The 26,397-nt window shown below is 43.3% G+C and carries 25 protein-coding genes; 9 read left to right on the top strand and 16 right to left on the bottom strand.

Annotated features, from left to right (window positions below; all coding sequences use genetic code 11):
- Positions 1-50: 50 nt before the first annotated feature.
- A complete protein-coding gene (locus MHH46_RS12775; protein ID WP_076183453.1) occupies positions 51-722 on the top strand; it encodes a lipopolysaccharide assembly protein LapB in 672 nt (223 codons plus the stop codon).
- Between the two features lie 85 nt (positions 723-807).
- Here MHH46_RS12775 and MHH46_RS12770 read toward each other — a convergent pair whose 3' ends face one another.
- The 5 genes from MHH46_RS12770 to rpiA all read right to left on the bottom strand — a co-directional run bounded on the left by MHH46_RS12770 (position 808) and on the right by rpiA (position 6,190).
- Positions 808-3,969 (bottom strand): MMPL family transporter, encoded by a 3,162-nt coding sequence (locus MHH46_RS12770; protein WP_076189900.1) that lies wholly within the window; start codon positions 3,967-3,969, stop codon positions 808-810.
- Entirely contained in the window at positions 3,966-4,421 is a 456-nt protein-coding gene (locus tag MHH46_RS12765; RefSeq protein WP_038570382.1) for a MarR family winged helix-turn-helix transcriptional regulator, read from the bottom strand. The genes MHH46_RS12770 and MHH46_RS12765 overlap by 4 nt, the downstream gene beginning before the upstream one ends.
- 171 nt (positions 4,422-4,592) lie before the next feature.
- Positions 4,593-5,033, bottom strand: coding sequence for a GNAT family N-acetyltransferase (locus MHH46_RS12760; RefSeq protein ID WP_076189899.1), 441 nt, complete (start codon positions 5,031-5,033; stop codon positions 4,593-4,595).
- Between the two features lie 3 nt (positions 5,034-5,036).
- The gene (locus MHH46_RS12755; RefSeq protein ID WP_139329837.1) at positions 5,037-5,462 is read right to left on the bottom strand and encodes a VanZ family protein; all 426 of its coding nucleotides are present in this window, start codon (positions 5,460-5,462) and stop codon (positions 5,037-5,039) included.
- Between the two features lie 47 nt (positions 5,463-5,509).
- Positions 5,510-6,190 (bottom strand): ribose-5-phosphate isomerase RpiA, encoded by a 681-nt coding sequence (rpiA, locus tag MHH46_RS12750; RefSeq protein ID WP_139330165.1) that lies wholly within the window; start codon positions 6,188-6,190, stop codon positions 5,510-5,512.
- Positions 6,191-6,271: 81 nt separating this feature from the next.
- Here rpiA and MHH46_RS12745 point away from each other — a divergent pair, with 81 nt between their 5' ends.
- Positions 6,272-6,469 (top strand): hypothetical protein, encoded by a 198-nt coding sequence (locus MHH46_RS12745; RefSeq protein ID WP_076189897.1) that lies wholly within the window; start codon positions 6,272-6,274, stop codon positions 6,467-6,469.
- A 152-nt stretch (positions 6,470-6,621) separates the two neighbouring features.
- Here MHH46_RS12745 and MHH46_RS12740 read toward each other — a convergent pair whose 3' ends face one another.
- The gene (locus MHH46_RS12740; RefSeq protein ID WP_076189896.1) at positions 6,622-7,077 is read right to left on the bottom strand and encodes a hypothetical protein; all 456 of its coding nucleotides are present in this window, start codon (positions 7,075-7,077) and stop codon (positions 6,622-6,624) included.
- A 230-nt stretch (positions 7,078-7,307) separates the two neighbouring features.
- On the opposite strand from MHH46_RS12740, the gene fsa reads away from it, so the two are divergent.
- The gene (gene fsa / locus MHH46_RS12735; RefSeq protein WP_036686257.1) at positions 7,308-7,955 is read left to right on the top strand and encodes a fructose-6-phosphate aldolase; all 648 of its coding nucleotides are present in this window, start codon (positions 7,308-7,310) and stop codon (positions 7,953-7,955) included.
- A gap of 56 nt (positions 7,956-8,011) precedes the next feature.
- Here fsa and MHH46_RS12730 read toward each other — a convergent pair whose 3' ends face one another.
- The 3 genes from MHH46_RS12730 to MHH46_RS12720 form a co-directional block, all read right to left on the bottom strand.
- Positions 8,012-9,325, bottom strand: coding sequence for an MFS transporter (locus tag MHH46_RS12730; RefSeq protein ID WP_081387716.1), 1,314 nt, complete (start codon positions 9,323-9,325; stop codon positions 8,012-8,014).
- A gap of 132 nt (positions 9,326-9,457) precedes the next feature.
- Positions 9,458-11,809: an RNA polymerase recycling motor HelD gene (gene helD, locus MHH46_RS12725; protein WP_076183442.1), complete on the bottom strand. Its 2,352-nt coding sequence runs from the start codon at positions 11,807-11,809 to the stop codon at positions 9,458-9,460.
- Between the two features lie 219 nt (positions 11,810-12,028).
- Entirely contained in the window at positions 12,029-13,072 is a 1,044-nt protein-coding gene (locus tag MHH46_RS12720) for an aromatic acid exporter family protein (protein ID WP_076125912.1), read from the bottom strand.
- A 184-nt stretch (positions 13,073-13,256) separates the two neighbouring features.
- Here MHH46_RS12720 and MHH46_RS12715 point away from each other — a divergent pair, with 184 nt between their 5' ends.
- Positions 13,257-13,760, top strand: a complete 504-nt coding sequence (locus MHH46_RS12715; RefSeq protein ID WP_076189895.1) for a hypothetical protein — start codon at positions 13,257-13,259, stop codon at positions 13,758-13,760.
- 68 nt (positions 13,761-13,828) lie between these two features.
- Here MHH46_RS12715 and MHH46_RS12710 read toward each other — a convergent pair whose 3' ends face one another.
- A complete protein-coding gene (locus MHH46_RS12710) occupies positions 13,829-14,383 on the bottom strand; it encodes a phosphatase PAP2 family protein (RefSeq protein ID WP_248548099.1) in 555 nt (184 codons plus the stop codon).
- Between the two features lie 198 nt (positions 14,384-14,581).
- On the opposite strand from MHH46_RS12710, the gene hfq reads away from it, so the two are divergent.
- Entirely contained in the window at positions 14,582-14,803 is a 222-nt protein-coding gene (gene hfq / locus MHH46_RS12705) for an RNA chaperone Hfq (protein WP_036686247.1), read from the top strand.
- A gap of 136 nt (positions 14,804-14,939) precedes the next feature.
- On the opposite strand, the gene MHH46_RS12700 is transcribed toward hfq, so the two are convergent.
- Positions 14,940-16,046 (bottom strand): lactonase family protein, encoded by a 1,107-nt coding sequence (locus tag MHH46_RS12700; RefSeq protein ID WP_076189893.1) that lies wholly within the window; start codon positions 16,044-16,046, stop codon positions 14,940-14,942.
- Positions 16,047-16,253: 207 nt separating this feature from the next.
- Here MHH46_RS12700 and MHH46_RS12695 point away from each other — a divergent pair, with 207 nt between their 5' ends.
- Positions 16,254-16,589, top strand: a complete 336-nt coding sequence (locus tag MHH46_RS12695; protein ID WP_036686243.1) for a LytTR family transcriptional regulator DNA-binding domain-containing protein — start codon at positions 16,254-16,256, stop codon at positions 16,587-16,589.
- 185 nt (positions 16,590-16,774) lie between these two features.
- Positions 16,775-17,932, top strand: a complete 1,158-nt coding sequence (locus MHH46_RS12690; RefSeq protein WP_076125905.1) for a peptidylprolyl isomerase — start codon at positions 16,775-16,777, stop codon at positions 17,930-17,932.
- Between the two features lie 84 nt (positions 17,933-18,016).
- Here the strand turns inward: MHH46_RS12690 and MHH46_RS12685 are convergent, their stop codons facing one another.
- Both MHH46_RS12685 and MHH46_RS12680 read right to left on the bottom strand, forming a co-directional pair.
- Entirely contained in the window at positions 18,017-18,211 is a 195-nt protein-coding gene (locus MHH46_RS12685; RefSeq protein WP_036686240.1) for a hypothetical protein, read from the bottom strand.
- 71 nt (positions 18,212-18,282) lie between these two features.
- Positions 18,283-18,882: a nitroreductase family protein gene (locus tag MHH46_RS12680; protein WP_076125903.1), complete on the bottom strand. Its 600-nt coding sequence runs from the start codon at positions 18,880-18,882 to the stop codon at positions 18,283-18,285.
- Between the two features lie 272 nt (positions 18,883-19,154).
- Between MHH46_RS12680 and MHH46_RS12675 the strand changes: the two genes are divergently transcribed.
- Positions 19,155-20,552 (top strand): metallophosphoesterase, encoded by a 1,398-nt coding sequence (locus MHH46_RS12675; protein ID WP_076189892.1) that lies wholly within the window; start codon positions 19,155-19,157, stop codon positions 20,550-20,552.
- A gap of 97 nt (positions 20,553-20,649) precedes the next feature.
- Here MHH46_RS12675 and MHH46_RS12670 read toward each other — a convergent pair whose 3' ends face one another.
- Both MHH46_RS12670 and MHH46_RS12665 read right to left on the bottom strand, forming a co-directional pair.
- A complete protein-coding gene (locus MHH46_RS12670; protein ID WP_076183428.1) occupies positions 20,650-22,167 on the bottom strand; it encodes a copper amine oxidase N-terminal domain-containing protein in 1,518 nt (505 codons plus the stop codon).
- Positions 22,168-22,259: 92 nt separating this feature from the next.
- Positions 22,260-22,928 carry a TraX family protein gene (locus MHH46_RS12665; protein ID WP_076135480.1) on the bottom strand — a complete coding sequence of 223 codons (669 nt, stop codon included), beginning with the start codon at positions 22,926-22,928 and terminating at the stop codon, positions 22,260-22,262.
- Positions 22,929-23,402: 474 nt separating this feature from the next.
- Here MHH46_RS12665 and thrS point away from each other — a divergent pair, with 474 nt between their 5' ends.
- Positions 23,403-25,316 (top strand): threonine--tRNA ligase, encoded by a 1,914-nt coding sequence (thrS, locus tag MHH46_RS12660; protein ID WP_076189891.1) that lies wholly within the window; start codon positions 23,403-23,405, stop codon positions 25,314-25,316.
- An 80-nt stretch (positions 25,317-25,396) separates the two neighbouring features.
- On the opposite strand, the gene MHH46_RS12655 is transcribed toward thrS, so the two are convergent.
- The gene (locus tag MHH46_RS12655) at positions 25,397-26,386 is read right to left on the bottom strand and encodes an aldose 1-epimerase (protein WP_076183424.1); all 990 of its coding nucleotides are present in this window, start codon (positions 26,384-26,386) and stop codon (positions 25,397-25,399) included.
- Positions 26,387-26,397: the final 11 nt, after the last annotated feature.

Raw genomic sequence — 26,397 nt, 5'->3', positions numbered from 1 at the left:
TGCTCTTATTCAACCGCAATACCGGAACCAAATGATCATGGAGGGAAATCATGCTTAAATTTATAGGTATTATGATGCTTTTCAGATTAGTGGGCAACCCTTTTCTGGCTTTATTCATCCTGCTTGTTATCTTGTATTTCTTAGATCGGCGATACGTGGGAATCTTCCCTAGTATAACAAAGCCCTTCAAACGGGTGCGGCAAATCTCCAAGCTGCGCACAACAGTATCTTTGAATCCAAATGATGTTTCTGCAAAATTTGATTTAGCCCGGAATCTGTCAGAACGTAAAAAATACAAGGAAGCCAAGGATATCCTGCTACAGATCGAAGACCGTTACGAACAATCTGCCGAATATTGGGTAGAGCTGGGTCATGTGAATCTTAAGCTGGGCGCTTTGGAAGAAGGCGAAGATCAGATGCTTCGAGGTCTAGAAATCAACCGAAAAGCCCAATATGGTCAGCCATATCTTCGGTTAGCGGAAACCTTCCGCCATACAGATCACGATAAAGCGTTGCATTACGTTACTCAATTTCAAGAGATTCAGTCTTCCTCTAGTGAAGCCTATTATTTAGCCGGCTCCATGTACAAAGCATTGGGCAGAACTGAGGATGCTAAACGTGCTTTCGACGAATCCACCGCCATCTACCGTTCGCTACCCAAATATAAAAAACGGCAAGAACGCGGCTGGGCGTTACGTAGCTTTTTTGCCAAAATGAAATAAACTTTGTACTTATATTTTCACAAAAAAACCTCTAGCCGCCTATTTATTTAGGCAAACACTAGAGGTTTTTTGCTGTGTAGAGTGATTACATGTTTACATCTTGTTTAGTGGGTTCTCCACTTTGTTTGACCGCAAATGGCCACCAGTTCCCACGGCCGAAGATCCGTACCATAACAGGAACAAAAAACGGCAAGAAGATTAGTGCATACAAGGCCAATCCTACAAGCACCACTGTTGCAATCTGCATCATCGACAATACGCCTGAAGGGTACATCGATGCGAAGGTGCCGCCCAAAATAACTACCGCCGAAAGAATGACTGTTCCCATATTGCGCATGGCATGCAGGATCGCTTCCCGTACATCCCAAGTTTTATATTCGTTAAAGCGGGCCATTAAGAAAATACTATAATCTACACCAAGCGCAATCAGCATAACAAAGCTGAAGAATGGCGTTGTCCAGGTAATCCCTTCAAAGTGCAGAAGGTGAACAAATATAGCCTCTGTAACACCCAATGCTGAAAAATAAGTAATCAAAAGAGAAATAATAAGGTAAATCGGCATTACGATTGAACGAAGCAGCAACACCAAGATAATGAAGATCCCACCCAGCATCAAGATTACTGTACGTGTGTAGTCTTCGTTGGAAATATTACGCAAATCGTTCTGGCTGCTTGTAACCCCGCTGATTGCAGACTCTGCATTTTCCAGCTTCGTACCTTTCACTGCACGATCTACTGCTGCTTGAATATCATCAACACTGTCAATAGCTTCTGAACTATATGGATTCTCAGTGAATACTACATCCAGCGTCATTACCTTACGGTCGTCAGACAAGTAGGTATTAAATACCTGCTCTATGCCTTCAGCTTCAAGAGCCTCAGCCGGCACAAAGAATCCACTCAGCTCATCATCCTTAGCCGCTTGAATCTGATTCAAATAATCTTGTGCAGAGCCCAGCCCACTGGTAATTTGTTCCAATCCGTTTGCACTGTCGCTTAATCCAGTAGTTAAGGCTCCTATCTGCCCTGTTAATTGACCAAAACCATCCGCAAGCTGCTGCTGTCCGCCTTGTAATTGATCTAGGCCGCTAGTAATGGATGGAATTTTATCTACGATCTGTCCTTGGCCTGCTGCGGCCTGCTCCAGCCCAGATTGCAGCTGACCGATGCCCGCAACAAGCTTAGCTAAACCTTGTGCGAGTGCAGTTTGCCCAGCCGAAGCTTTGGCATAGCCAGCATTCGCCTCATTTAAGCCTGCTGCTGCTCCTTTAAGCTGCTCTGAGATCTGCCCAAGACCCGCTGCCAGCTGAGCTGCCCCAGTACCACTCTGCGTTACGGTGCCTTTAATGGTCAGATAATTAACATCCTGCAGAATTTCCGGATAACTGCTCTCAAGACCCGTAAAAGAACCATCCAGTCCCTTCAACGCTTCTGCCACACCTTGCAGCTGCTGCGGAAGCTGCCCAAGCCCTTGATCCAGCGCAGTTAAACCGCTGCCGATTTTTTTATATCCCTCCAGCAGCTTCGTATTGGCATCCGCAAGCTGCTTGGCACTAGCAGCTGCCTGTTGAAGTCCTGCTTTGATCTCTCCCGCACCAGCTGAGCCGCTTTTTATTCCGCTCTCAATACGTGCCAGCCCATCGCCTAACGCGACGATTCCATCTTTCAGTTCTGCTGTGCCTTCCGTCAGCTTAGCGCTGCCTTGAGCAGCTTCTGTAAGCTTAGGTGCATTTTCACTCAGCTGTTTACTAGCTTCAGACAATCCCGTTTGAATCTTGGTCAGTCCCTCACTGGTCTGATCCAGACCGTCAGATAAAGTCCCCACCTGATTCGGGATTAAGAAATCACTGATCAGCTCTCCGGTTGGACGAGACATGCTGCGCACTGATTTTACGCTGTCCACTTTTTCCAGCTCGCGGCTGATTTTTTCTGCAAGTCCAAGATATTCTGAAGTATCCATCCGGTCATCATTTTTGATTACGATCTTGCCAGGCATGGATTCACCCGGCCCGAAGCTATCCGAAATGATGTTAAATCCTTTTACCGAGGCATATTCCGAGCCAATTTCCTCCAAGCTGTTGAAGGACAGCTTTCCGCTATAGGTAACAAGGAACGGAGCTACGATTACTGCAACAATTAGCAGCGCGGCCCATGGTCTTTTTAAGGAAAAAGAACCTGCTGCTCCCCAAATACGGCTCTCACTGTGCTCCAGCTTCCCGCGTGAAGGCCAGAAGAGCTTTTTGCCAAGTACCGCCATGAAGAATGGAACAATGGTTACAAGCGCCAGCAGCATAACCGCAATCCCCACGGCAACGGCTACCGCCGAGCGATACAGAATGAATTTGGATAATCCAATCGCTACAAAACCTACGAATACCGCAAGTCCGGAATAGAACACCGTTCCCCCAGCCTTACGGTAGGTTGCAATAATAGCACTTTTGGTATCTTCTGCTGTCATCATTTCTTCTTTAAAACGACTAATTAACAGGATACAATAATCCGTACCAATCCCGAACATGACCGCAACCATAAAGATTTGAGTAAATGTAGATAATGGAAAATCATAACGGTCCACTAAAAAAGCCACAACGGACTGAGAAACAATATAGCTGAGTCCTACCGTCAGTAGCGGAACAAACGGTGCCACGAACGAACGGAATACCACGAACAGGATAAGTAAAATAAAGACTACCGTAATATATTCCGATTTCTTAAGCCCGGCTTCCGAGCTAGCAATCATATCCTCAGTAATCAAACCCTCACTGGTTAAATAATGATCCGCCTTAACATCTGTGAGTAATTCATCCACTTTATCAGGAAGTGCGGTGACAGACTCTCCTCCGCCCTTGATAGACAACGCCACCATTATCGTCTTGCCATCCTTGGCAATCAACGTTTCCTTAAGCTCACTTTGTGAAAAAGGATCGGTGATGGAATCGATCTGCAGCGTCTCCTTATTCGCAGCCAACTTCTCAACGCCCTGCTGGATACTAGCTGTTTCATCGGCTCCGATTCCCTCTGGATTATTGAATACAAGAGCTACCTGATGCAGTGTCTCTCCGCCCTTGTCATTCGCCGCTTCCTTTAAGATTTCTGCCGCTCTAGATGAGGAATAGCCATCAGGTACAGTAACCTGCCCCTTCTCACGTACAAGATCAGAGAACGAAGGGGCCGTCATGACCAAAACTACGGCCACAGCGAGCCAGATTGCGATAACCGCCCATCTTGCTTTTAGAATCGTCTTCATGGATTCTTCCCTCCATCATCATTCTGAATTAAATTCGCCAGCTTCTCGAACATCATGACGAACATTTCAATATCCTTCTCTTCAAAATGAAACAAATACGGGGAAATCACTTCATGTACCTGCGTCTCCGCTGCTTCAAAAACTTTTTTTCCGTGCTCAGACATCGACAAATACACCTGGCGGCGATCATTCTCGTCACGAGTTCGCTCGATTATACCCGCTTGCACCAATCTGTTAATGATTGCAGTAATGGAGCTTTTACCCACGCAAAAAGATTCAGCAAGATATGTAGACGTACATTGTTCCTGAGCATTAATCAACCGAAGAATTTGATACTGATCATTCGTTGTCTCCGCAGCAATACTATCTTTAATTCTTGCTGCTACTTGTCTTGTCACAATCAAATAAGCATCCATGTAGCGATTGATCCAATGTTGCACTTCGTTATCCAAAGCTTCCTACCTCCAAAATATAGTTCAACTATCGAACAGTTTCATTGTCAAACTATAATACCTGCTTTTATAAAAGTCAATTGGCTTTTTTTCGGGCATTTAAAGGCAAAACGCAAAAAAAACAGGCCGAGATTCTTCTCGACCTGCCATTTTATGACCTTCAAAGACTTTTTAGTCCTCATCCTCGGTCTCTTCAACTTCGTATACACATCTTAACATTTCAATTCCGGCTTCATTCTCTCCTAAGCTGTACACCATGAACCCTAGACTGCGATAAAAATCTGCGGCGATTTCATCCTCAGTCTCAGCTACCAGATAACGCGGCTGACAAGTAGCGAGCAGCTCCAGAATCATTCCCCGTGCATAACCTTTCCCTCTATTCTCTGGCAAGACGGCAATATGCCGAATGTCCAAAGAACCGTCTTCGGTTTCTTCGAAACCTACAAGACCAAGCAGGAGTTCTTCTTCTTCCCAGCCATATAACTGCAGCCCGGCTTGTTCGCTGTACTCAGACGATGTCTGCTCCAACGCGTTGGGGTCATCAATGACCGCATACGTCAACAGCTCGTTCACCTCAGGCGAACCAATAAGGGATTTAAGATCTACCAACATTGTTCACATTCCTCCTTCTCTGTTGCTTCTGTACCCGATTCGAAACATACAGTAACCTGTCCATATCCCTAACATGTTTAACAATAGATCATCAATATCAAAGCTTCCGACATGCAGCAGCATTTGCAGAGACTCCAAAAGCAGGATGCAAGGAACAGCATATAAAGAGATTCTTTTCCAAGAAATTGGCCGTGTCTTTGCAAGTGGAATTAGTATACCAAATGGAATAAACACAACAACATTTCCAAGCAGATTCACAAACCGGCTGATCAGCGATAACCCGTTATTCATGTCGAAATAAAGTGACACCGTACGTAATGGAATCAAATTGTACTGAAGCGGGCCACCTGTATGGATCTCACGCCCAAAACCGATGAACATCCAATAGATAACAGTAGCACTATACAGAGTCAGCCCTATCCGTGTCAATGCTCTCAGCTTCCGTAAACTGCTAGATTCTCCAGATCTACGAATGATCAATTGCCCGGTTTAGCTTCTATAATTTCAATACTTCCATCTTTTTTACCCACAATAGCCATTGCTGCAATTCCAATAAATAAGCCGTGTTCCACAACTCCCGGAATACTTTGGATGGTCAGTGCCAGCTTCGGTGCGGACTCAATGACTTCGAACCGGCAGTCTGCGATGTAATTGCCGTTATCTGTCTTGTACAGCTCTTCTCCGCTACGACGCAATTCAGGATTGCAACCCAGCTTGGCAAGTTCAGCCACAGTCCATTCCCATGCAAAAGGAACAATTTCCACAGGCAGCGGGAATTTGCCAAGTGTGTTTACCACTTTACTCTCATCAGCAATAACGATCATACGAGTACTGTTACTCGCAACAATCTTCTCCCGAAGCAGCGCGCCACCGCCGCCTTTAATAAGCTGTAGACTACTATCCAGCTCGTCCGCTCCGTCAATGGTCAGGTCCAGACTATCAATATCTCCAAAAGCTACGATTGGAATCCCAAGTTCACGCGCCTGTTCTTCGGAAGCACGGGAGGTTGCTACAGCGGTAATCTTTAGACCTTCACTGACGCGCTCACCAAGCTTGTTGATCGCCCAATAGGCAGTAGATCCAGTACCAAGGCCGATCTTCATGCCATCTTTTACAAATTCCACTGCTTTTTCCGCGGCTAATTGTTTAACATTGATACTCATTTTATTACCCCCATGTTATCCGTTATAATGATCTATGATGATGTTGAAATCACCTATTGTTCAGGAGGATTCCGGATGAGAACCGAAAACCAAATTCAATCTAAAATCAACGAATTGACACTGCAGCGCAGATCTCTGGAATCAAGATTAGCTTCATTAACAGAGAAAAGCCCACAGCAAGATAACCTGCAAACTCAGCTCACTAGAGTTGAAGATATGATCATGATGCTGGAATGGGTGCTTAATGCACCCGTAGGGAGATATCATGCCTAAGTGCTGACTGGCATCCATTATTTTACCAATCAATGTGCCGGTAGCTGTGTTTAACATAAAACGCGATTGCTTCCGGCTGTTTGATTTTTTTTTATATCCAAATTTGTATTATGCTTTGCGCAGAGCAAAAAATCAATATCTTTCACCCTACTCTATGTATATTGTAAATTCACTGCATCCTCTAGATTGAGAATCATCTCTTTTTCTGTGTGATTAGCCGTCCTGTGTAAGTAGGCTTTATGCTCAGAATACGCATTCAAAGGCATTGGCCTACTAATCTTCTCAAGCATATTACGCTCGACATCGGCCAGTAAGTAATCCCCTTTTCCCGCAGCAACTCTGCACAAAATAATCATAGCTACAGGCTTGCTCACAACAACCGCTCCATTCGACCGCGCAAATACAGTGTATTGAAATAACGGAATGGCCTCAGGTTCTTCAACACCAGCTGCACTAGATTGGTCAAAGATAGAATACATAAGGGAAGGATCACTTGATGCAGTACCGAGTTTCTTCTGATTAGACACCAACTTGCTGTTCTGGTAGGCAAGGAATCCCGTTGCTGCCAGCACAAGCACAAGTAAAATCACCAATATCGCATACATCATCCCATCCCCACCTCCCAACCAAAATAACAATTCCGGTTATATATTATCATGGAGGGAGGCCTAAGCCAATCTTATATTATCTGAAATTCAGCGCATACAGGTAATACTGATTCTATAAAGTTATTTTGAAATATTCAAAATAACAGTTGAAACTTTGATTTGCATGTCTCATAATGTAAATATGAATGTTGCTTGTCAATCCATATGGAAATCAAGGGAGGAAATTTAAAATGAAGTTTTTCTTGGATACCGGAAACATTGAAGAAATCAAACGTATTACTCGCCTAGGACTAGTGGATGGCGTAACGACTAACCCTTCGCTGATCGCTAAAGAAGGAAGATTGTTCAAGGATGTTATCAAAGAAATCGTTGCAATCGTTCCAGGACCTGTAAGCGCAGAAGTAATCGGACTTACAGCAGAAGAAATGCTTAAAGAAGCATACGAAATTGCTGAATGGGCTCCAAACGTTGTAATTAAACTCCCTATGACTGAAGATGGCTTGGAAGCTTGTTATGAGCTTACTAAAAAAGGCATCAAAACTAACGTTACACTAGTATTTTCCGCGGCTCAAGGTTTGATGGCTGCTAAAGCAGGCGCAACTTATATCTCTCCTTTCGTAGGTCGTCTGGATGATATCGGTGTTGACGGAATGAAGCTGATCAAGGATCTGAAGACTATCCTGACTAACTACAACTTGAAATCCGAGATCATTGCAGCAAGTATCCGCAACATTGCTCATGTTGAGCAAGCAGCTATTGCTGGTGCACACATCGCTACAATCCCAGGTTCACTTCTGCCAACCCTCTGGAAGCACCCGCTGACAGATAACGGTATTGAACGTTTCTTGAAGGATTGGGAATCTGTTCCACAAGCCTAAGAATATCTTTTATTCTTTTATCTAGAGGGCTATCCCACAAGCTGCGGCTACGCAGCTTAGGGATAGCCCTTTTTTCCATCCAGAGACATTGAGGAGGTTTGGCGAACACGTTTCGGCCAGATCGGAGGAATTATCTTCTCTTTGTCTTTAACGCCTGGCTCCCCCTTTTCCCCCTTACTCGGAGTTACTGCAAACAAGGTCAGTAATCCACCAATTGCCCCTACTGTAGCCATCAACGCGAACAAGACCCAATGCCCGCTGCTTAGCAGCAACGATACCACCGGCGGCCCCAACGCTACCCCTATAAATCTCATACTACTATAAAGAGCGGTTATTGTGCCGCTGTTCTCCTTCTCAATCCCCTCCGTGATTAAAGCATCCATACAGGGAAGTACAATTCCGATTCCAACACAACCTAACCCCATAAACCCTACTAAAAAATAAATACCTTTGTTGAACCCCGCACAAATCATCGCCGCAGTCAGTAACACCATGCCCCCAAAACCCAGCCATTTCATTAGCGTTTTATTCTGACCAATGATCTTTCCTGTTCCATAGGAGGACAGACATAAGAGGGCAAGCGGTATCGCCAGCACAAACCCCTTCGTCGCCCCGTGCATTTTATATTTAGTTTCCAGCATTTCTGATAAATAGAATTGGACACCAAAGGTCACAAACATACAGATGCCGCCTATGGCAAAAATAGCGTACAACCAACGTCCCTTTTTACGTAAAACGCTCACAATTCCAGATAAAAACGCCCGAAGTTCCTGTTTCTCAGGTTCATCCTTTGCTTCGGGTTTTCGGACCAGAAATAAGACTAACAAAAATGAAATTAGACATAGAATGGGAATTGCAATAAAAGGAGCAAACCAGAGCCATATCCCAAGATAGGCACCAAGAATTGGACTGAGTACTTTACCAAACGTATTGGAGGTCTCAATGATTCCCAGACTTTTGCTCACATCTTCTTCTTCCTTTAACAAATCGCCTACAAAGGGGATTACAATTGGAAAAGCACCTGCTGCACCAATTCCTTGCAACAGACGCCCTGCTAAGATCACCCAATAAGCGCTAACCCCCTTCATAAACCAAGCAGACACCACGCAGACAGCACCACCAATTGCAGCAATAATTAAACTCGGAAGAATAACCTTCTTTCGCCCAAAACGGTCTGACAGATAACCTGCAATAGGGATCATTACAATTGCCATCAATCCATACACGGTAATCAGCATACTGACTTGAAAAGCGCTAATGCCGAGTTCTTTGGAGATCTGCGGCAGAATAGGCAGCAGCATGGAGTTACCGAGGGTCATTATTAGTGGGATTGATGCTAAGGCAAGCAGATCCCATTTTCTTTCCTTCATGAACTGACCACCTTTGTCATTGTGTACAACATTCTTTATTGTGGTTTGTTCGCCCTTCTTTATTCATGAAAACAAAAAGACCGTCCCTCCGCTGCTTCGGAAAGGACGATCTTAAAATGAAGAAATCTATGGTTACAGCGACCCGGCGCTTAAAGATGCCACATTAGCGGACGGTATAAAATGGCTAGGTTCACCCAGACTAAAAATGTGCAGCAAGTGCATAGCCCGAGTGCACGCCGTATAAAACAATTTGCGTTCACTTTCTCTGCCATATTGTTCAGCCGAGCCATCATAGATGACGACCGCATCAAACTCCACGCCTTTTGCTAAATAAGCAGGCAGAACCAGTGTCCCCTTCTGAAAATTCGGTGTTTCCTTTGTAACAAGTCTCACCGGCAGGCTACGATTTAGTTCAGCATGAACCCTTGCGCTTTCCTCCGCTGTTTTGCAGATGACAGCCACATAATGATATCCCTCAGAATGCAGCTTGCGGATATCCTGTTCCACAGCATTCAGAAGCTCCTTCTCGCTGGATACCACACTTAGCTGGGGTTCTTCTCCCCGCCGATTAAATGGTACGATTCGTTCTCCTCCAGGGATCATTGACCGCGTAAACTCCACGATCTCATAAGTTGAACGGTAGCTTTGGGTTAACGAGATCACTTCTGTGTTCTCTTCACCATATATACTTACGAGACTAGACAAATCCCCCAGTACCTCACCTTGCGCATAAATGGCCTGGTTCAGGTCGCCTAATACGGTCATTTTTGCTCTTGGAAATAAACGGCGCATGAACTCTAATTGGAATGGAGAGTAGTCCTGTACTTCATCTACAATCACATGGCGGATCAGTGTGTTGGTCCGGAAGCCTTGGCTTAACTCCTTCAGATAAAGGAATGGCGTAGCATCCTCATAAGCAAGCTCGTTCACTCCAATGGATTCCAATGTCTGCTCACAGATATCATCCCACACCTCTGGTAAAGGATAATCTCCATTGAGGCGCGCCATAAGCTCGCGATCTGTAAATAACGTGCTGTACAAGCCCTTAACGTCCACAAATCGACCCCGTTTAGTCCAACCCCGCAGTGGTTTGAGCCGCTGGCTGACTACATAACGAGATAACACTTCTTTTTCCGTATCAAAATCATCAAAGCTATCCTGCGAAGCTTTCTTCTTCCGACGCAACATCTGATATGCACGGTGATAATCGCTGGAATCCAGCAGCTCGATCTGATCTTCGACCCACTTCGCATTTCTTTCCTCATGAGTAAAATCTGCAATCTTCTTAAGCAGCCAGCGGATCATCAAATCCACACGATTTGCAAGCTTTATGGCAGGATCGTACGCGTAGAACTGGCGTTCCATTTCTTCTTTACTGACCACTGCTTTCCCTTGAAACATTAAAGGTTTAAAAAGCATACCCTCCTGTTCCAATAACGTAGCATACCGCCGAATCACATCGAGGAAAGGTACGGACGATTTATAGGCAATGCCTTCTCTGCGTATAGCCACCTCAGGACCCTCAGGAGCATTAAGTAAACTTTCGGTCTGACTAAAGACATCTTCCAGCAGGAATTCATGTCCAAGACGATGTTCTAAATACATTTGGAACGTTGTTTGCTGCATATTTTCTTCGCCTAGCTCCGGGAGCACTGTAGATACATAGCTGTTAAACAGCGGATTCGGTGAAAACAGCAGCATTTGATCTGCTGATAATACTTCACGGTATTTATATAGAAGATAAGCTACCCGCTGCAATGCAGCAGAGGTTTTTCCGCTTCCCGCTGCTCCTTGCACAACTAGCATCCGGCTTTTGTCGTTGCGGATTATCGCATTTTGCTCTTTTTGAATTGTAGCAACAATACTTTTCATTCGATCGTCAGCGCTATGACTTAGCACCTGCTGCAGCAGCTCATCCCCGATCGTAACCCCAGTGTCAAACATAACTTCAATTACACCGTCAGCAATAACAAACTGGCGTTTAAGATTCATTGTTCCGGAGACTAATCCTCCAGGTGTTTCATAAGCTGCAGGACCTGGTGCCCCGTCATAATACAGACTGGAGATAGGCGCACGCCAGTCATAGATCAAAAAGGTGCCATCATCCTCCATCAAGGATCCAATCCCTAGATAAATCTTTTCCAGCCCGCCCGTTGGTTCCTCTGTGAAATCAATGCGGCCAAAGTAAGGAGAGACAACCAGCTTTTTATATTTTTTCAGCGCCTTGCTTGATTGCAAATGATGACGTTCCCGTTCATTGAGGATTTGGGACTGTTGGCGAAGACTTGTTGAGGTTTCTCCCAAATCATCCGGGCTACTGAAGTTTACGGTTACCTCTTCCCAGAAGTCTTTCCGCATATCCACTACATCACTGCGATGAAGTCCAAGCTCCTCTGATAAATTGCGAATATGGGCGGACAAAAGCTTGGTTACTCCGTCAACCCGTTCCTGTTCCTCTTTCCACTGACTTTCATTGTTATCCACTACATTTCATCCCCTTTTGGAAGGTTGACATTCCATTTGAATCATGATATGATAAATTTGCATATTTATGTTTTTAAATGCATACTTATTCGATATCTTATCATTTTAGCAATTTCAGTTTGAGATTTCAAGTATTCTCTTAAATAGATGATCCGGTCCCTGTGGAACCGGATTTTTTGCTGTTACAAAGCTTATATGTTGCTCTTCACAAGGTTATGTTTAGGCTTCATGCACAGATTCTTTATCCTCCGCTATACGATTCATCTGATCGGCCACTTTATCTAAGCGCTCCAATTGATATCCGTAATCATAAATTGCAGCAGCCACAACATATAAACGCAGCTGACCTATTTTCTCTGCATTATACCCCAAAATCGCAGTATTCAGGAATTCATCATTGTCTTCTCCCAAGGGTTCGGATTCATTGGCATTGGGCTTTAATTTGTCTTCAAACTTAAGTAAGATGTGCTGATGATATTTGATTAAATGTTCCAAATGATTATCAAATAGAGCATCTGTATGTTCGGTCCGATCCGCCTGGAAATAATGCCGATCTACGGCCTCGAGAACATCGTAACCTTTTTGCAAAGAAGCTAACAGGTTCTTATACACAACCATTTGTCTAGTCTGGCTATACTTGGCCCGTTTTAACTGCTTCTGCTCCTCCTCAAACAATGCATACTTATCAGCCAACGATTTTATGGATGAATGCAAAGCATTTTTTTCATCACGAAATACACTTTCCTTCATCTCATGAGAAACCGCTGTTCTTAGCAATAAAGAGAGGCTTGAAAAAACATTCTCAATTTGCTTAATGTATTGCTTACGAGGTTTTGGAGGAACGACAATAATATTGATTAGAAATGCAGAAACAATACCTGTCAAAGTTAATAAAAAACGATTAAGTGCGAATTGCCATTCACCCGAAGCCTCCATCACTGTTATTACAGTAACTAACGTAAGACTTATCGTATCCGCCCGGTTGATTTTCATACTGATCATAATGACTAGAATACAGACCAAACCGACTGCTATTGGGCTGTTGGATAACAGCATCCCTCCAAGTAAAGCCAGGACGGCCCCCATTGTACTAGTCGTGAGCTGGTCAAGAAAATAACGCCAAGAGCGATAAATAGAGGGCTGCATAGCGAAAATCGCCGCAATCCCTGCACCCACGGCAGAAGGAAATTGAAGCATTACAGCTAAATACAGGGCTAGCGTAACGGCCAAACCTGTTTTAAATATGCGAGCTCCTAAAGCCAAACCTATCCCTCCTAAAAATTAGCCCACGCTACAATATGAACATCAGCGAACCCTCGTACTTCTAATTACCCCAGCCTGGAGTTGATGAATTTTAAGAACATTTAAGCTCTCACTCATGTTTCTTTCAGCTTTCAGGGAATACTAATTCGAGTAGTGCCTATCACATAACATACGAGGTGAGTGAATGAATAACAATATCAAAAGATTAATGACTTTCACGACCGTTATTTTTCTCAGCCTGTCTCCAGCTCTTGCGCCAATCGGAAGTGCTTCTGCTGAGAAAGTAACCCTTACAGCCACCGCACCTGGTGCCCATCCTTCAGAGAAAGGTCACGGTCACCATCCAGGAAAAGACGGAAAGGTTAGGGCTGGTGGACATTTCATTATTTTTGAAACGGCTAAACTGCTGGAAATGGATCGTACAGAGCTAATCAATAGCCTGAAAGCAGGCAAAACGCTCCCGCAGCTTGCTCTTGAGAAAAAAGGCTGGACGGAAGATCAATATATTCAGAAGCTCTGCGAATCGGCAAACCAACGGCTGGATCAAGCCATCACCGAAGGACGTCTGACAAAAGACGAAGCCCAAAAGCTTAAAGCAGGACTTCCTGCGATGCTGAAGCAAAGAATAAGCAAAATGGGACAATTCCAGGATCGCAAAACATCTGAACAACATGTGACGACTCCTTAAACAATCCTCTTACACATAAAGACGGATATCTTCATGCGTTATGAAAGATATCCGTTTTTGTATCTGTCCTAATTCTTACGCGAGCTCTTGTAGATTTGAAATAAACAAATGGACAACATCAGCCAAGCACCACTAGCCATATATCCCCCAATTACGTCACTCGGGTAATGAACACCCAGATAGATACGGCTCCAGCCAATCCCCACGGTCATGAATACGGCGAACATTATTAATAAGACCCGTTCATGCCTCCGCCGCAGATGACGCCACATTAAAAAGGCAATAACGCCGTACAAAGAGAATGCTGCCATTGAGTGCCCGCTCGGAAAACTATAACCAATCTCTTCAACAATGCGATGTAAATTCGGACGTTCTCTGTGAAAACATAACTTCATTATTGTATTCAAGAGCTGTGAGCCTAATCCAACCCACAGGAACAAGATTAATTCAAATCGGTGTTTCAGCAAAAAATAGAGCAGTGCCATGGTAACGATAGATATGCCTATAGCGATCTTAGAGGAACCAATCAGAGATAAACCTTTGGCGAATGAGGTCAACGCCGGTGATTCCGCTGATTGCACCCCATCAATAATATAGTTATCAAAGGTTGATACCTTATTCATACTTACAAGGACAGCTATAACGGCGAAACAAGCAGCAAACCCTAAAAAAAAGCGAAAAGCTCTAGACCAGTTCTGATAATAAAGCATAAATACCTCCATGTCTATTCAGGTGACTGTTGATCTCATTTCCAGTGAGGGACTAACCCATGTTATAATTATTGAGAGAAAAAAATTCACAGAAGATGGAGTGCTGCCAAAGTGGAGAGTTTAAAATTGCAAGAACGATTGTTGAACCAGTTCATTTCCACAAAGGTGCCTGTGACGATTTTTACGACGAATGGTGTGAAAATGCAAGGGCTCGTAACCTCGTACGATGCTTTCACAATCACTTTACAAGGTCAAGGTGATGGCAGGCAAAATGTACTATTCAAATCTGCAGTATCCACTATTGTACCTCTTAAGCCCGTTTCGCTCAAATAGTCTACTCCCTCATTCACCTCATCAACCAGATAATCACAGGCTTTTATTTTCAAAAAAAGGGAACACCGGACTTTATATCCGGTGTTCCCTTTAGCATTTCCCAAGATCACTGATTCACTCTTCAAATGGAGTAACTTTATACAGGAACAATTACGGGCTTCACACATACCGGTTTGGATACTTCAGCTGTATTTCCAGTAAATTCGAGTCGGCCACTAGCCGCTTCAATTGAAAATACAACCAGATTATTCGCATCACGATTTGCCACGATAAGATAAGCTCCATCTGGTGTCAATGCGAAGTGACGTGGATGTCCCCCACGAGTAGATACATATTCCAGATGTGTAAGCTTAGCAGATGCATTATCCACAGCATACACAGCGATATTATCAGCCCCACGGTTTGAAGCGTACAGATATTTTCCGTCCTTGGAAATGGCGATTTCAGCGCAAGTATTCTCTTCGTTAAAATCATCAGGCAGCGTCGGCACTGTATCTACAGTGTGCAGAGTGCCTGCGGCACTGTCATATGTAAACGATGTAATGGTGGAATCCACCTCGTTAATTACATAAGCAGACTTTCCGTCTGGATGAAAAGTGAAGTGGCGTGGTCCCGCTCCTGGATGCAGCGCCGTATCACCATGCACTTCTAGCTTGTTGGTTTCTCTATTGATTCTATAGGCACGAATTAAATCAAGCCCAAGATCAGATACAAACACATACTGCCCGTCCGGACTGAAAATAGCGGAATGGGGATGAGGGCGGTCCTGCCGTTCAGGATGCTGGCCATGACCTGAATGTACGGCCACATCAACTAATTGATCCGCAGCTTTCTCTTCATTTAATTTGATCAAACCAACACTTCCACCATGATAACTACATACAACAACGTATTCATCATTCAAATCTCTATTGATATGGCAGGTGGTTGTTTGACGGTTGCCAGAAGCAGGCATGGAGGGAATGCGTTTCAGTTCACTCAATTTCCCGTCCTTTGGATCAATGGCAAAGGTAACAACCTCGCCTTCTTTTCCACCCTCACCATTCGGTTTTTCTCCTATAGCATATAGACGTTTTTCAGCGGCATCTACATTAACAAAGGTAGGATTAGTTAAGCCCTGCACCGAATCCAGCAGCTTTAGCGTACCACCTGCAGCTCCATCGAATTCAAACACCTGCACTCCGCTTTCCGCGGCACTTGCATAAGAACCTGTAAACAGCAATAACTTATTCTGCTCATTCATCTCTATATTCCTCCTCAAAAGTATTGCTACTTCACACTCATTAGATGTGATCATCTATATAATCTACAATTTTTAAACGTTAATTACAAACGATAAAGTTAGAAATGTACGAAACAATTCAAAAATGGGTCTTTCCAACGATTAACTGTTGTGATATAATGAAAGCGCTAACATTAGTCTTTTATTCCGTATAAAGGGGGAACATGAATGAGTAGCATCCTGCTGGAAGCCAGAAATGTGTACGAGGACTTCGAGGTGGAGACAGACATTCTGTTCTTTAAGGTCGGGGACCATGATTTGGTCATTTTTCACGGCAGAAACTATAACATAAAAAAGAGAATGACTGCCGAGCAATTAAATCGATTGTTGTCCAATTCAAGTTATTATCATGTGTACGGTGGCTGTTATGTCAACCTGAACAAGATCAGCTCTATCGCAGATGACTGCATTTATTTCGGTGAAATGGGCCTGTATGCTAAAAACGTACGTGTCCCAAGACGAAAACAAGAAAGCATTCGTCATCTTCTGAAAGGACTGAAGTAGACATCTTATTCCCATTAGCCGGAAAGGCATGTTACTGATGCCATTTCCGGCTTTTTGCTTTTTATTAATAGAAACTTAAAAAGATCCTGCCTTTTTTTATACTTTCTTAAGGTTTAGGATTAGGATTTCTGTTAAAGTTGTAAATAGACAAGCAACACCTATATTGAAGGGAGTCATTACTAATAATGGACAAAAAAGATCTGAATGGAAATGAGAACTTAGAAAACAACGGTACCACGGAAGAAGAATTGAACACTTCCGAGATTATCAATGAAGAGGTTGAAGTAGCGCAAGTTGCTGCTGAGGAACCTGTGAATACAACAAAAGCAGACAGTATTCCAGTAATGAACAAAGTCGGTGCGAACAACGCTACGCCACCTACACCTCCGACTGCTCCTAGAAGCAATAAAGCTTGGATGATTGCCTCTATCGTATTAGCTGCAGCACTAATCATTGTTCTGGTCGTCCAAAAAGACGACAGCAAAAAAGCTGTTGCAACAGTAAACGGAACAAAGATCACAAAAGAACAACTTTATGATAAATTGATCGAAGCAGGCGGAGAAAGCACGCTGCAATCTATGATTACAACTGAGCTTGTTGATCAAGAGGCTAAAAAAGCTAACGTAACTGTTACAGATGAAGACATCAACACTGAACTTGAAGATCTTAAAGCACAATTCGGCGGAGAAGCTGCCTTTAATGCTGCTTTGTCCCAAAGCTCAATGACTGTAGACGACTTGAAAAAGCAAATGCCGCTGCAAGTAAAGCTGCGTAAAATCCTTGAGCCACAAGTCACTGTAACGGATGATGAAATCAAAGAATACTATGACACAAATAAAGCTACTTTCAGTGAAGAAGAACAAGTTCGCGCTTCCCACATTCTCGTTGAGACTAAAGAAGAAGCAGATGCAATTCTGAAGCAACTGAAAGAAGGCGCAGATTTCGCTACTCTTGCCAAGGAAAAATCCTCTGATACGGGTTCCAAGGATAATGGCGGAGATCTAGACTTCTTCAAACGTGGCGATATGGTAGCTGAATTCTCTGATGTAGCCTTTAAGCTAAAAGTTGGTGAAACCAGTGATGCTGTCAAATCCGATTATGGTTATCACATCATTAAAGTAACCGACCATAAAGATGCTAAAGACTATACACTGGAAGAAAAGAAAGATGAAATTCGTAAAACACTAGTTTCGCAAAAGGTTTCCACTCTGTCCTCCACTTGGATGTCAGAAACAACTGAAAAAGCAAAAATCACGAACACACTTACTGACGCTAAAGAAGATGCAGCTGCAACAGCTGAGCCAACTGCAAGCGCAGCAGCAGGAAATGAATCCACTAAATAATTGTGCCCGTCAAAAAGCAGGACAAGCGTTAATAAACGCTGTCCTGCTTTTTTTCATTTCTATGTTCAGGCCTTTGATTAAGCCTTAATGGCCTTTTTTACGGATTTGTTTATCGTGGTTCTCCCCCCACTCTTTCGCCTGCGCTGTGGCAATTGAAATCGCCCGCCCCTCCTCATAACCATCTTCGAGGAGCGCATTCGCAATATCGATTGCCTTATTGCGAACAGGTGCTGTGAAGTTCTTCAATGATTCTGGATAATCCTCTTTGTTCCATGGCATACCAAAAACCTCCTTAACCAGTCTATATACATACTTAGCCTGGTTAAGGAGGTTTCAAACGCTTATTTCACTTATTTAAAGACTTTAACACGATCTTCAATCGGTTGGAATTGTTTCTCACCAGCAGGAGTAACTGTTTTACCAAATGGCAATTGAGCAATCAATTTCCATTCTTGCGGGATGCCCCATGCTTCTTTTACTTCATCATCAATCAGTGGATTATAGTGCTGCAAGGAGGCACCTACACCTGCTTCAGAAAGTGCTGTCCATACTACAAATTGCAGAATACCAGAGGATTGGTTAGCCCAAATTGGGAAGTTCTCAGCATATAGAGCGAAGTTCTCTTGCAGGCTCTTCACTACCGTTTGATCTTCAAAGAATAGTACGGAACCGTAACCTGCTTTGAAAGACGCTAATTTTTGCGCTGTTCCTTCAAATTGTTCGGCAGGAACGATTTTACGCAATGTTTCTGTAGTGATATCCCATAGCTTATCGTGTTGTTCTCCAAGAAGAACAACGGCTCTTGAGCTTTGGGAGTTGAAAGAAGTTGGGCTATGTAGCACCGCTTGTTCAACGATTTCTACAATTTGTGCATCCGAAATCGTAGATTCTTTACTAAGGGCATATATGGAACGTCTTCCTTTTACTGCTTCAAAGAAATTGTTAGACATAAAATAACTACCTCCATTAATTTTAGTAACTTACTTTTGTATATCTTAGCACCTTTTTTCTGAAAACACAACAGTTATTCACAACTTATTTTGTCGGATATATTCGTTGCCAACTCTTATTGTCGCATTTATGGGCTTAATTATGCACCTGATCTATTAATCATTAATCACTTCAGGCGGGCTAGAAACTGCCCTCTTCCTTTTCCGATATACACCACGAGCTAAAATGCGCTACAATAGTGCAGCAAATGTATAGAAGGAAGGTTATAATCATGAAATTCCCAAGCGAGAAAGCCCTTGTTCGGCATAGAAAATCAGCCTTAATCTCATTATTGCTGCTCCTTTCAATGAGCTTGGCTCTAACTAGCTGTAAAGACACAAATTCGTCTAATTTAACCTCAACAGCACAAGATCCGAATGATCTTCACCCCCTCACTTTCTGGGTGGCAACGGACACTCACTTCTTAGATAAGAAGCTACAGGATGGCGGTACAGCTTTTCAAAAATATGTAACTGGCGGTGATGGAAAAATGCTGCCTTACAGTGATGAAATCCTTGAAACCTTGGTTTATGACGCTGAGCAGCAGAAGCCTGATTTTCTCATCCTGAGTGGAGATTTAACAAATAACGGAGAACGCAGCAGCCATCAGGAGCTAACCCAAAAATTAAAGCGAATCGAAGCACAAGGAACCTCTGTTTATGTCATTCCAGGCAACCACGATTTATTTAATCCTTGGGCCAGATCCTTCAGCGGGGATAAGCAGCTTGTTACGGATTCCATTACAGACAAAGACTTTACCAAGATGTATGAGGATTTCGGTTACAAAGAAGCTGTATCACGTGATAAAGAATCACTAAGTTACATCGTTAAGGCAGCGCCAAATTTATGGCTCCTTATGATTGACAGCAGCCAATATCATAACAATCAGAAATACGGTTTCCCCCAAACGGACGGACGCCTGACCGCCTCTACCCTATCATGGATAGATAATTCTGTTAAACTGGCTGCCAAGGAGCATGCTTCTGTTCTCACGGTTATGCACCACAATCTACTAAGCCACACCTCTATGTCTGTTTCAGGCTTTAAGCTTAACAACAGTCAGGAAACAATAAAGGTACTTCGTGAAAATGAACTTAATTTAGTCTTGTCAGGCCATATCCATATGCAGGACATCCGGGTAGACCCGGTAACTTCTTCGGAAGAAACGCCAATTTATGATATCGCAACAAGTGCAATGGCTGTCTATCCACATCAATACGGAGCGATGACCTTCGATCCCCTGAGCAGAACCGTCAATTATGAAGCAACGCCCTTAAATGTAGAGGGATGGGCTAAAGCTAATGGCAATACAGATCAGAATCTTTTAAACTTCAAGACCTATGCTGAGGATACTTTTGCTACAAACTCTTATAACAAAGCTATGGATGGTTTAAAGGAGAGTTCCTTTACGCAGTCTGAAAAGGCATCGATGGCAGAGGTAATGGCCAAGCTAAATGTAAGATATTTCGCGGGGACAGCCGGCAGCTCCTCAGAAGATATTAAAGCGATGCCAGGCTACAAGCTTTGGGAAGGCCTACAAGAAGGTTTCTTAGGTGGATACATCCAAAGTATGACAGAGGATAAAGAGCTTAGTAATATAGCTTTAGAGGTGGTATTAACGAAGCAATAACTGGATTATGTATTCATATGAAAAACCCAGCCTCCACCTGCATTTATGCGTCAGATGGAAGCTGGGTTTATTGTGTTAATTAATCGTTAAGATACAACTATTTCCGTACAATAGTAATCCAACCATCTTCATCTACCGACACAGTAGCATGAAGCGCTTCAGCAAGCAGACGCAAGGATACATATGCATCGCCATACTCGTCAACAAATACAGGTTGGGCAAGCTTTACAGCCGTGCCGTTAATCAAGGCTTCGGAAGAACCGATTTTGAATACCAGTTTATCTCCGTACACACTATCAGTAACGTTAATTGCACGATTGGCCGTATCCCATTCTACAGTAGCATCTAAATCTTCTGCCAAATAACGCAGTGGGATATAAGTAGTGTTCTTGTCTACAATTGGGTAATAATATTCGTCATCAGGTTCGATAACAATGGTTCTCTTCGTAATGCCCAGATCATCCTTCAATATACGATATACATCAGAATCGGGGGCAAAATTTCTCAAAGTCTCCCCAGGTGTAAGTCCGGAAGAAATATCAAGTGCACCTTCAGTGCTGATTGGATCAGCAGTTACAGCACCGCCAATGTTCCAAATCTGACTGGAAGCTTTAAGCGAGAGGCTCTTCAATGGGAAATCCTCGGTACCCGGAAGCGCCACTTTCAGATCAACATTCTGTTTACGCACATGCAGAGCACTATCAACGAAAATATCAACAGATAACTTCGTATCCTTACTCAACACGGTCTTCATCTCAGGAGTTGATTTGTAAAGACTGTCCACTTGATTGTCATATACTAGCAGCAATGCATCAACAGCCAATTTGGCAGCATCATGCAATACAGTTACGACAGCTTCTTTATCATCCAGTGGAATATCTCCGAATCCCAGATTGAAAATATCGCCAGAACCGTCTTCATCCATAGCTTTGATCACAGGGTACAGATAGTCGTAAAGACCACCCACCAATTCAGTAAAACCTTCTGTGTCTTTGGAAACAGACTTCAGGAAGCCTTTTAACAATGCAGGAAGCTCATCACCAGTCACTTCTGCATGCAGCTTCGTCATGTTCAACTGCTCACCATACACAGCATCACTAACCGGTGTAATGTTGATTACGCCAGGATTCGGAAGATTCTTAACAACGAATTTCGTCAACAGCTTACTGACATCTTCAGCTTTTGCCGTATCCAAGCCTACTTCACCTAAGATTTCATCGTATCCTTGTACAGGGAAGTAGAACGGTTGTTTTGCTCCTTCAACTGTAAAAGCAAGTGTTTGTTTGTCCATAAACAAGGTGAATGGAATATTCAATTGTTTATAACCAACAGTTCCTTGGGCCGATAAACTCCCATTATCTTGTAACTTAGCTTTACTAATATTCAAGGAAAAAGAATTAATAAGATCAACCATTTCCTTATCTTCCGCGCTAATTCCCTCTATGGGCTCAGCATTCATGGAAAAAGTCATACTGGATTCTGATGATTTAACATCAACATCCCCAATCAACGCCTTATTAACATCGAACCCCCCTACCGACTGACAGCCGGCAAGAACTAGCATCAGTGCGACAAAAGGCAAAAACCACTTCAATTTCGCTTTAACTCTACTCATAGCATGTCTCCTTCATCTTATTTTGTGAAATCAATCCATTATCTCAGCTAAGGTAAGTTTTGTAAATCAAAGTTCCTTTTATTGTAAAATATTTAGATATTCAACAAACTTCGCCATTCGATCTGAGCCCAATCCTTGTAAATTACAGCCTTAACTATCGCCAACATCAGTAAATGTGCAGGATAAAATGACCACCACATCCAGCGTGGAACCCGGTGCCGCTCCAAGCGATTCCAAATTAAAGGCGTAAAAGCAATCAGCAAGGTAGGTAAAATACTGAGCATCTGTACAACCCAATAATTATAAAACATATAGAATAGATTCAGTGCCAGATGGGCTCCAACAAGCCAGTACGATTTCGTATAACGAAAAATCAATACTAAGAGCAAACCGTACGCATTGTAATCTATAGGGTAATAATCCATTAACACTATAGCCGCAATTACCACAGGTATACCAAGCCATAGTGAAGGCAGCTTGTCCAAAATTACCAGTACGATTGCTGACAGCAATAACGTAAACACCACGTTCCAGCCACCAGAATTTAGCGCTAGATTATAGGGAATCTGGGCAATAATCGCAATCAAGAGCAACCGAAATAAATATTTAGGTCTGGATGAAGTATGGATATGTCCCTGCACAAGCCCATAACAATAAATCGGAAAAGCTATTCTCCCTACATATCTCCAAGCAAGATTCTCCGGGAAAAAGATATAGCCAATATGGTCGATTAGCATTGTCAGCATGGCAATAATCTGCATTACAATCCCCCTTAAGCATGTTGAAATATAAATTCGCCAAGTCCTTCCTCATTTCCTTTACCAATAAGCAAATGAAGACCGCGGAGAAACGATCATCCGATTTCTGTGCACCTCCCCCCCTTGACTTTATTGAATACTATTGAGTAATATTAACTAGCAACAGAATATGGCAATGATCAAAGACATGATTTCCTACACGAACTGTCCAGAGAGAGAAGTCCAGGCTGCAAGCTTCTCCAGTTACCGGTTGTGAAGTTACCCCTTTGTAGCCGTGGCGCTGAATCCGTAGAACTTTGTTTTTTCGGTAGTATGCGGCACCGATTTATCCCCGATATCGGATACCAATGAGGTCCTGTCTAAATGACAGGTCGAATTAGGGTGGAACCACGAGCTGAACGCACTCGTCCCTTTCTGGGAGAGATGCGTTTTTTTGCGTTCACAACTAACAATATTTGAGAAACGGAGGCTAAAATCATGAAGATCAAGGTAACACTGCAAGATGGAACAATTAGAGAGGTACTGCAAGGAACAACGATTAAAGAAGCAGCAGGTGCCATAAGTACCAGTCTGAAAAAAAATGCTGTAGCTGGAAAAATTGATGGAAAATCTGTTGATCTAAACCAAGCGATCGAACATGATTGCCGGCTCGATATTGTTACGTTGGATAGCAAAGACGGTCTTGAGGTTTATAGACACAGTACTGCACATATCATGGCGCAGGCCATAAAACGTATATATGGAGATAAAGCTGTCCAGCTAGGCATAGGTCCTGTTATCGAAGACGGCTTCTACTATGACATTGATATTGAGAAACCTCTATCCACTGATGATCTTGCTGCAATCGAACAAGAAATGGCGAAAATCATCCAAGAGAATCACCAGATTGTCCGCCGTGTGGTGAGCCGCGCAGAGACCATTAAACTTTTTGAAGAGCTTAATGAGCCTTTAAAGCTGGAGCTTATTCATGATCTGCCGGAAGACACAGTATTAACTATTTATGATCAAGGTGAATTCTCCGATCTTTGCCGTGGGCCACATCTTCCCTCTACTGGCTTGGTCAAAGCCTTTAAGCTGTTGAATGTAGCGGGTGCCTACTGGCGTGGAGATTCCAATAACAAAATGCTGCAACGTATTTATGGAACTGCCTTTCCTAAAAAAGCGCAGTTAGAGGAACATTTACTGTTTCTTGAAGAAGCTAAAAAACGTGACCACCGTAAGCTCGGCAAAGAACTTGAGTTGTTCATGTTCTCAGAAGAAGCGCCAGGCATGCCCTTCTATCTTCCCAAGGGAATGACAATCCGTACAGAGCTTGAGAACTTTGCCCGGGAATTACAAAGACAGAGAGATTACGATGAAGTTCGTACACCGCTGATGATGAACAATCGGCTTTGGGAGCAGTCAGGACACTGGGATCACTACAAGGACAATATGTATTTCACAGATGTAGATGAAACAAAATTTGCCCTTAAGCCGATGAACTGCCCTGGGCATATGCTAATTTTCAAAAATACTCTGCATTCCTACCGGGAACTGCCTATCCGTATCTCGGAATTCGGTCAAGTGCATCGCCATGAATATTCCGGAGCACTGAACGGGATGATGAGAGTCCGCACTTTCTGCCAGGATGATGCTCACCTCTTCGTTTTGCCAGAGCAAATTGAGGATGAAATAAGACGGGTAATCTCACTGATTGACCATATTTATCAAGTGTTCGGCTTTGAGTATAAGATTGAATTATCAACTCGGCCGGCAGATTATATGGGATCTGAAGAATTATGGGATCAGGCTGAACAATCTTTACAAAATGTATTAGACAATCTCGGGATCGAATATCGTGTGAATGAAGGGGATGGCGCGTTCTATGGACCTAAGATTGATTTCCATATCTTAGATGCGCTAAAACGAAGCTGGCAATGTGGAACAATCCAACTAGATTGGCAAATGCCAGAGAAATTCGATCTTACTTACATCGGGGAAGATAATCTTAAACATCGCCCGGTCGTAATCCATCGCGCTGTTTATGGGTCGATCGATCGTTTTATGGGGATTATTACTGAACATTTCGCTGGAGCTTTCCCACTGTGGCTCGCACCTGTTCATGCGAAGTTATTGCCAGTCTCTGAGAACTATGTTGACTATGCACTGCAAGTGAAGCATCACATGGAGAAGGCTGGCATTCGTGTCGAAGTAGATATCCGAAATGAGAAGTTAGGCTACAAAATTCGTGAAGCTCAGCTTGAAAAAGCACCTTACATGCTTGTACTTGGAGAGAACGAAAAAAATTCCGACACTGTCTCTGTAAGAAAACGTGGTGAAGGTGATCTTGGTTCGAAGAGTATCCAAGACATCATTGAACAGATTAATGAAGAGATTATTAGTAAGAGATAAATTTAAGGGGCTGTCTAATCGTAGAAAAACTACGTTTGAGACAGCCCCTTCTTTATAACCTATTCATATTCACATGAACTCTATTTTACGTACAGGCGGCTGCTCTCTTCCCAATATTCGCCTGGTTTCAGGCTGAACAAGCCGATTTCATCAGCAGGAAGATCTACCATTGGCGCATTCACCAAGTTAATTTGTGGCTCAGGGCAGAAGAACTGTTCTGTAGCACCATTATTCCAGATCATCCATTGTTTGTACGAAGTCCCTACATCATACACCAAGGTTACTCCAGCTTTGCTATCGGTAAGCTCCATCCGGTTGCGTCCGTTCTGAGGTACAGCCGTGTAGTGATTGTCCATCGATGCAAAATATGGATTCACACCTTCTTCACGAAGCTGAACTTCTCCTGGCTCCAACGCCTGGAATTTGCCTGTTGGCAGCATGCGGTCGTTGAGCTCCCAGCGCTCGCCAATAGTAGCTTTTACGCGGTAATCTTGTGCACTGCTTCCTGGTGCGAAAGGTGCGTTAATGGCAGTGTGGAATGCCAGCAAGCAAGGCATCACATCTTCTCCATCATTGTGCACCAACACCTGTTGAGATAATCCTCCTTCGCCGAGGGTATAACGCAATTTGATCGTATACTTATGTGGCAAATACTGATAAGAAGGATGATTCTCATCCACCTTGATGAATACGGTTACGAAGCTTTCAGTCTTACCGCTGCCAAATTCTTCGACTTCCCAAGCTGCAGTATGTAAAAATCCGTGTAAATGGTTGCCCGTTGCAACTTCATTTACTGGGAATTGATAAGTTTGACCATTCCATGGAAATTTACCATCCTCATAACGATTTGGAGGAAATAATACAGGAATTCCGTGAATCCCCGGACTTGCCTTAAAGGCTTCCATCTCTTCAGCTCCAGGCTCATGCAGGAAGCGATATCCGTTTTCGGTATCACGGAAACAGATCAGGTTGCCGCCAATGCCTGGCAGAATAGCTGCCTCATAACGACCGGCTTTCAACCAGATAGCTGCTTCTCCTTCATATTGTCCTTCATACGCTGTGATTGACATAATATATTGTT

The sequence above is a fragment of the Paenibacillus sp. FSL H8-0175 genome (assembly GCF_045040615.1).
Classification (GTDB): domain Bacteria; phylum Bacillota; class Bacilli; order Paenibacillales; family Paenibacillaceae; genus Paenibacillus_AQ; species Paenibacillus_AQ odorifer.
The sequence above is the reverse complement of the archived record's forward strand: the minus strand, read 5'-3'. Positions and strand labels throughout refer to the sequence as shown.

Coding starts and splice junctions, on each gene's coding strand:
- MHH46_RS12685 (WP_036686240.1), bottom strand. CDS start 18,211: ATGCCATGGAACAAAGAGGATTATCCAGAATCATTGAAGAACTTCACA.
- MHH46_RS12680 (WP_076125903.1), bottom strand. CDS start 18,882: ATGTCTAACAATTTCTTTGAAGCAGTAAAAGGAAGACGTTCCATATAT.
- MHH46_RS12770 (WP_076189900.1), bottom strand. CDS start 3,969: ATGAAGACGATTCTAAAAGCAAGATGGGCGGTTATCGCAATCTGGCTC.
- MHH46_RS12695 (WP_036686243.1), top strand. CDS start 16,254: ATGAGTAGCATCCTGCTGGAAGCCAGAAATGTGTACGAGGACTTCGAG.
- fsa (WP_036686257.1), top strand. CDS start 7,308: ATGAAGTTTTTCTTGGATACCGGAAACATTGAAGAAATCAAACGTATT.
- MHH46_RS12745 (WP_076189897.1), top strand. CDS start 6,272: ATGAGAACCGAAAACCAAATTCAATCTAAAATCAACGAATTGACACTG.
- MHH46_RS12690 (WP_076125905.1), top strand. CDS start 16,775: ATGGACAAAAAAGATCTGAATGGAAATGAGAACTTAGAAAACAACGGT.
- MHH46_RS12730 (WP_081387716.1), bottom strand. CDS start 9,325: ATGAAGGAAAGAAAATGGGATCTGCTTGCCTTAGCATCAATCCCACTA.
- MHH46_RS12665 (WP_076135480.1), bottom strand. CDS start 22,928: ATGCAGATTATTGCCATGCTGACAATGCTAATCGACCATATTGGCTAT.
- MHH46_RS12760 (WP_076189899.1), bottom strand. CDS start 5,033: ATGTTGGTAGATCTTAAATCCCTTATTGGTTCGCCTGAGGTGAACGAG.
- MHH46_RS12715 (WP_076189895.1), top strand. CDS start 13,257: ATGAATAACAATATCAAAAGATTAATGACTTTCACGACCGTTATTTTT.
- thrS (WP_076189891.1), top strand. CDS start 23,403: ATGAAGATCAAGGTAACACTGCAAGATGGAACAATTAGAGAGGTACTG.
- MHH46_RS12655 (WP_076183424.1), bottom strand. CDS start 26,386: ATGTCAATCACAGCGTATGAAGGACAATATGAAGGAGAAGCAGCTATC.
- MHH46_RS12740 (WP_076189896.1), bottom strand. CDS start 7,077: ATGATGTATGCGATATTGGTGATTTTACTTGTGCTTGTGCTGGCAGCA.
- MHH46_RS12675 (WP_076189892.1), top strand. CDS start 19,155: ATGAAATTCCCAAGCGAGAAAGCCCTTGTTCGGCATAGAAAATCAGCC.
- MHH46_RS12710 (WP_248548099.1), bottom strand. CDS start 14,383: ATGAATAAGGTATCAACCTTTGATAACTATATTATTGATGGGGTGCAA.
- MHH46_RS12775 (WP_076183453.1), top strand. CDS start 51: ATGCTTAAATTTATAGGTATTATGATGCTTTTCAGATTAGTGGGCAAC.
- MHH46_RS12670 (WP_076183428.1), bottom strand. CDS start 22,167: ATGAGTAGAGTTAAAGCGAAATTGAAGTGGTTTTTGCCTTTTGTCGCA.
- MHH46_RS12700 (WP_076189893.1), bottom strand. CDS start 16,046: ATGAATGAGCAGAATAAGTTATTGCTGTTTACAGGTTCTTATGCAAGT.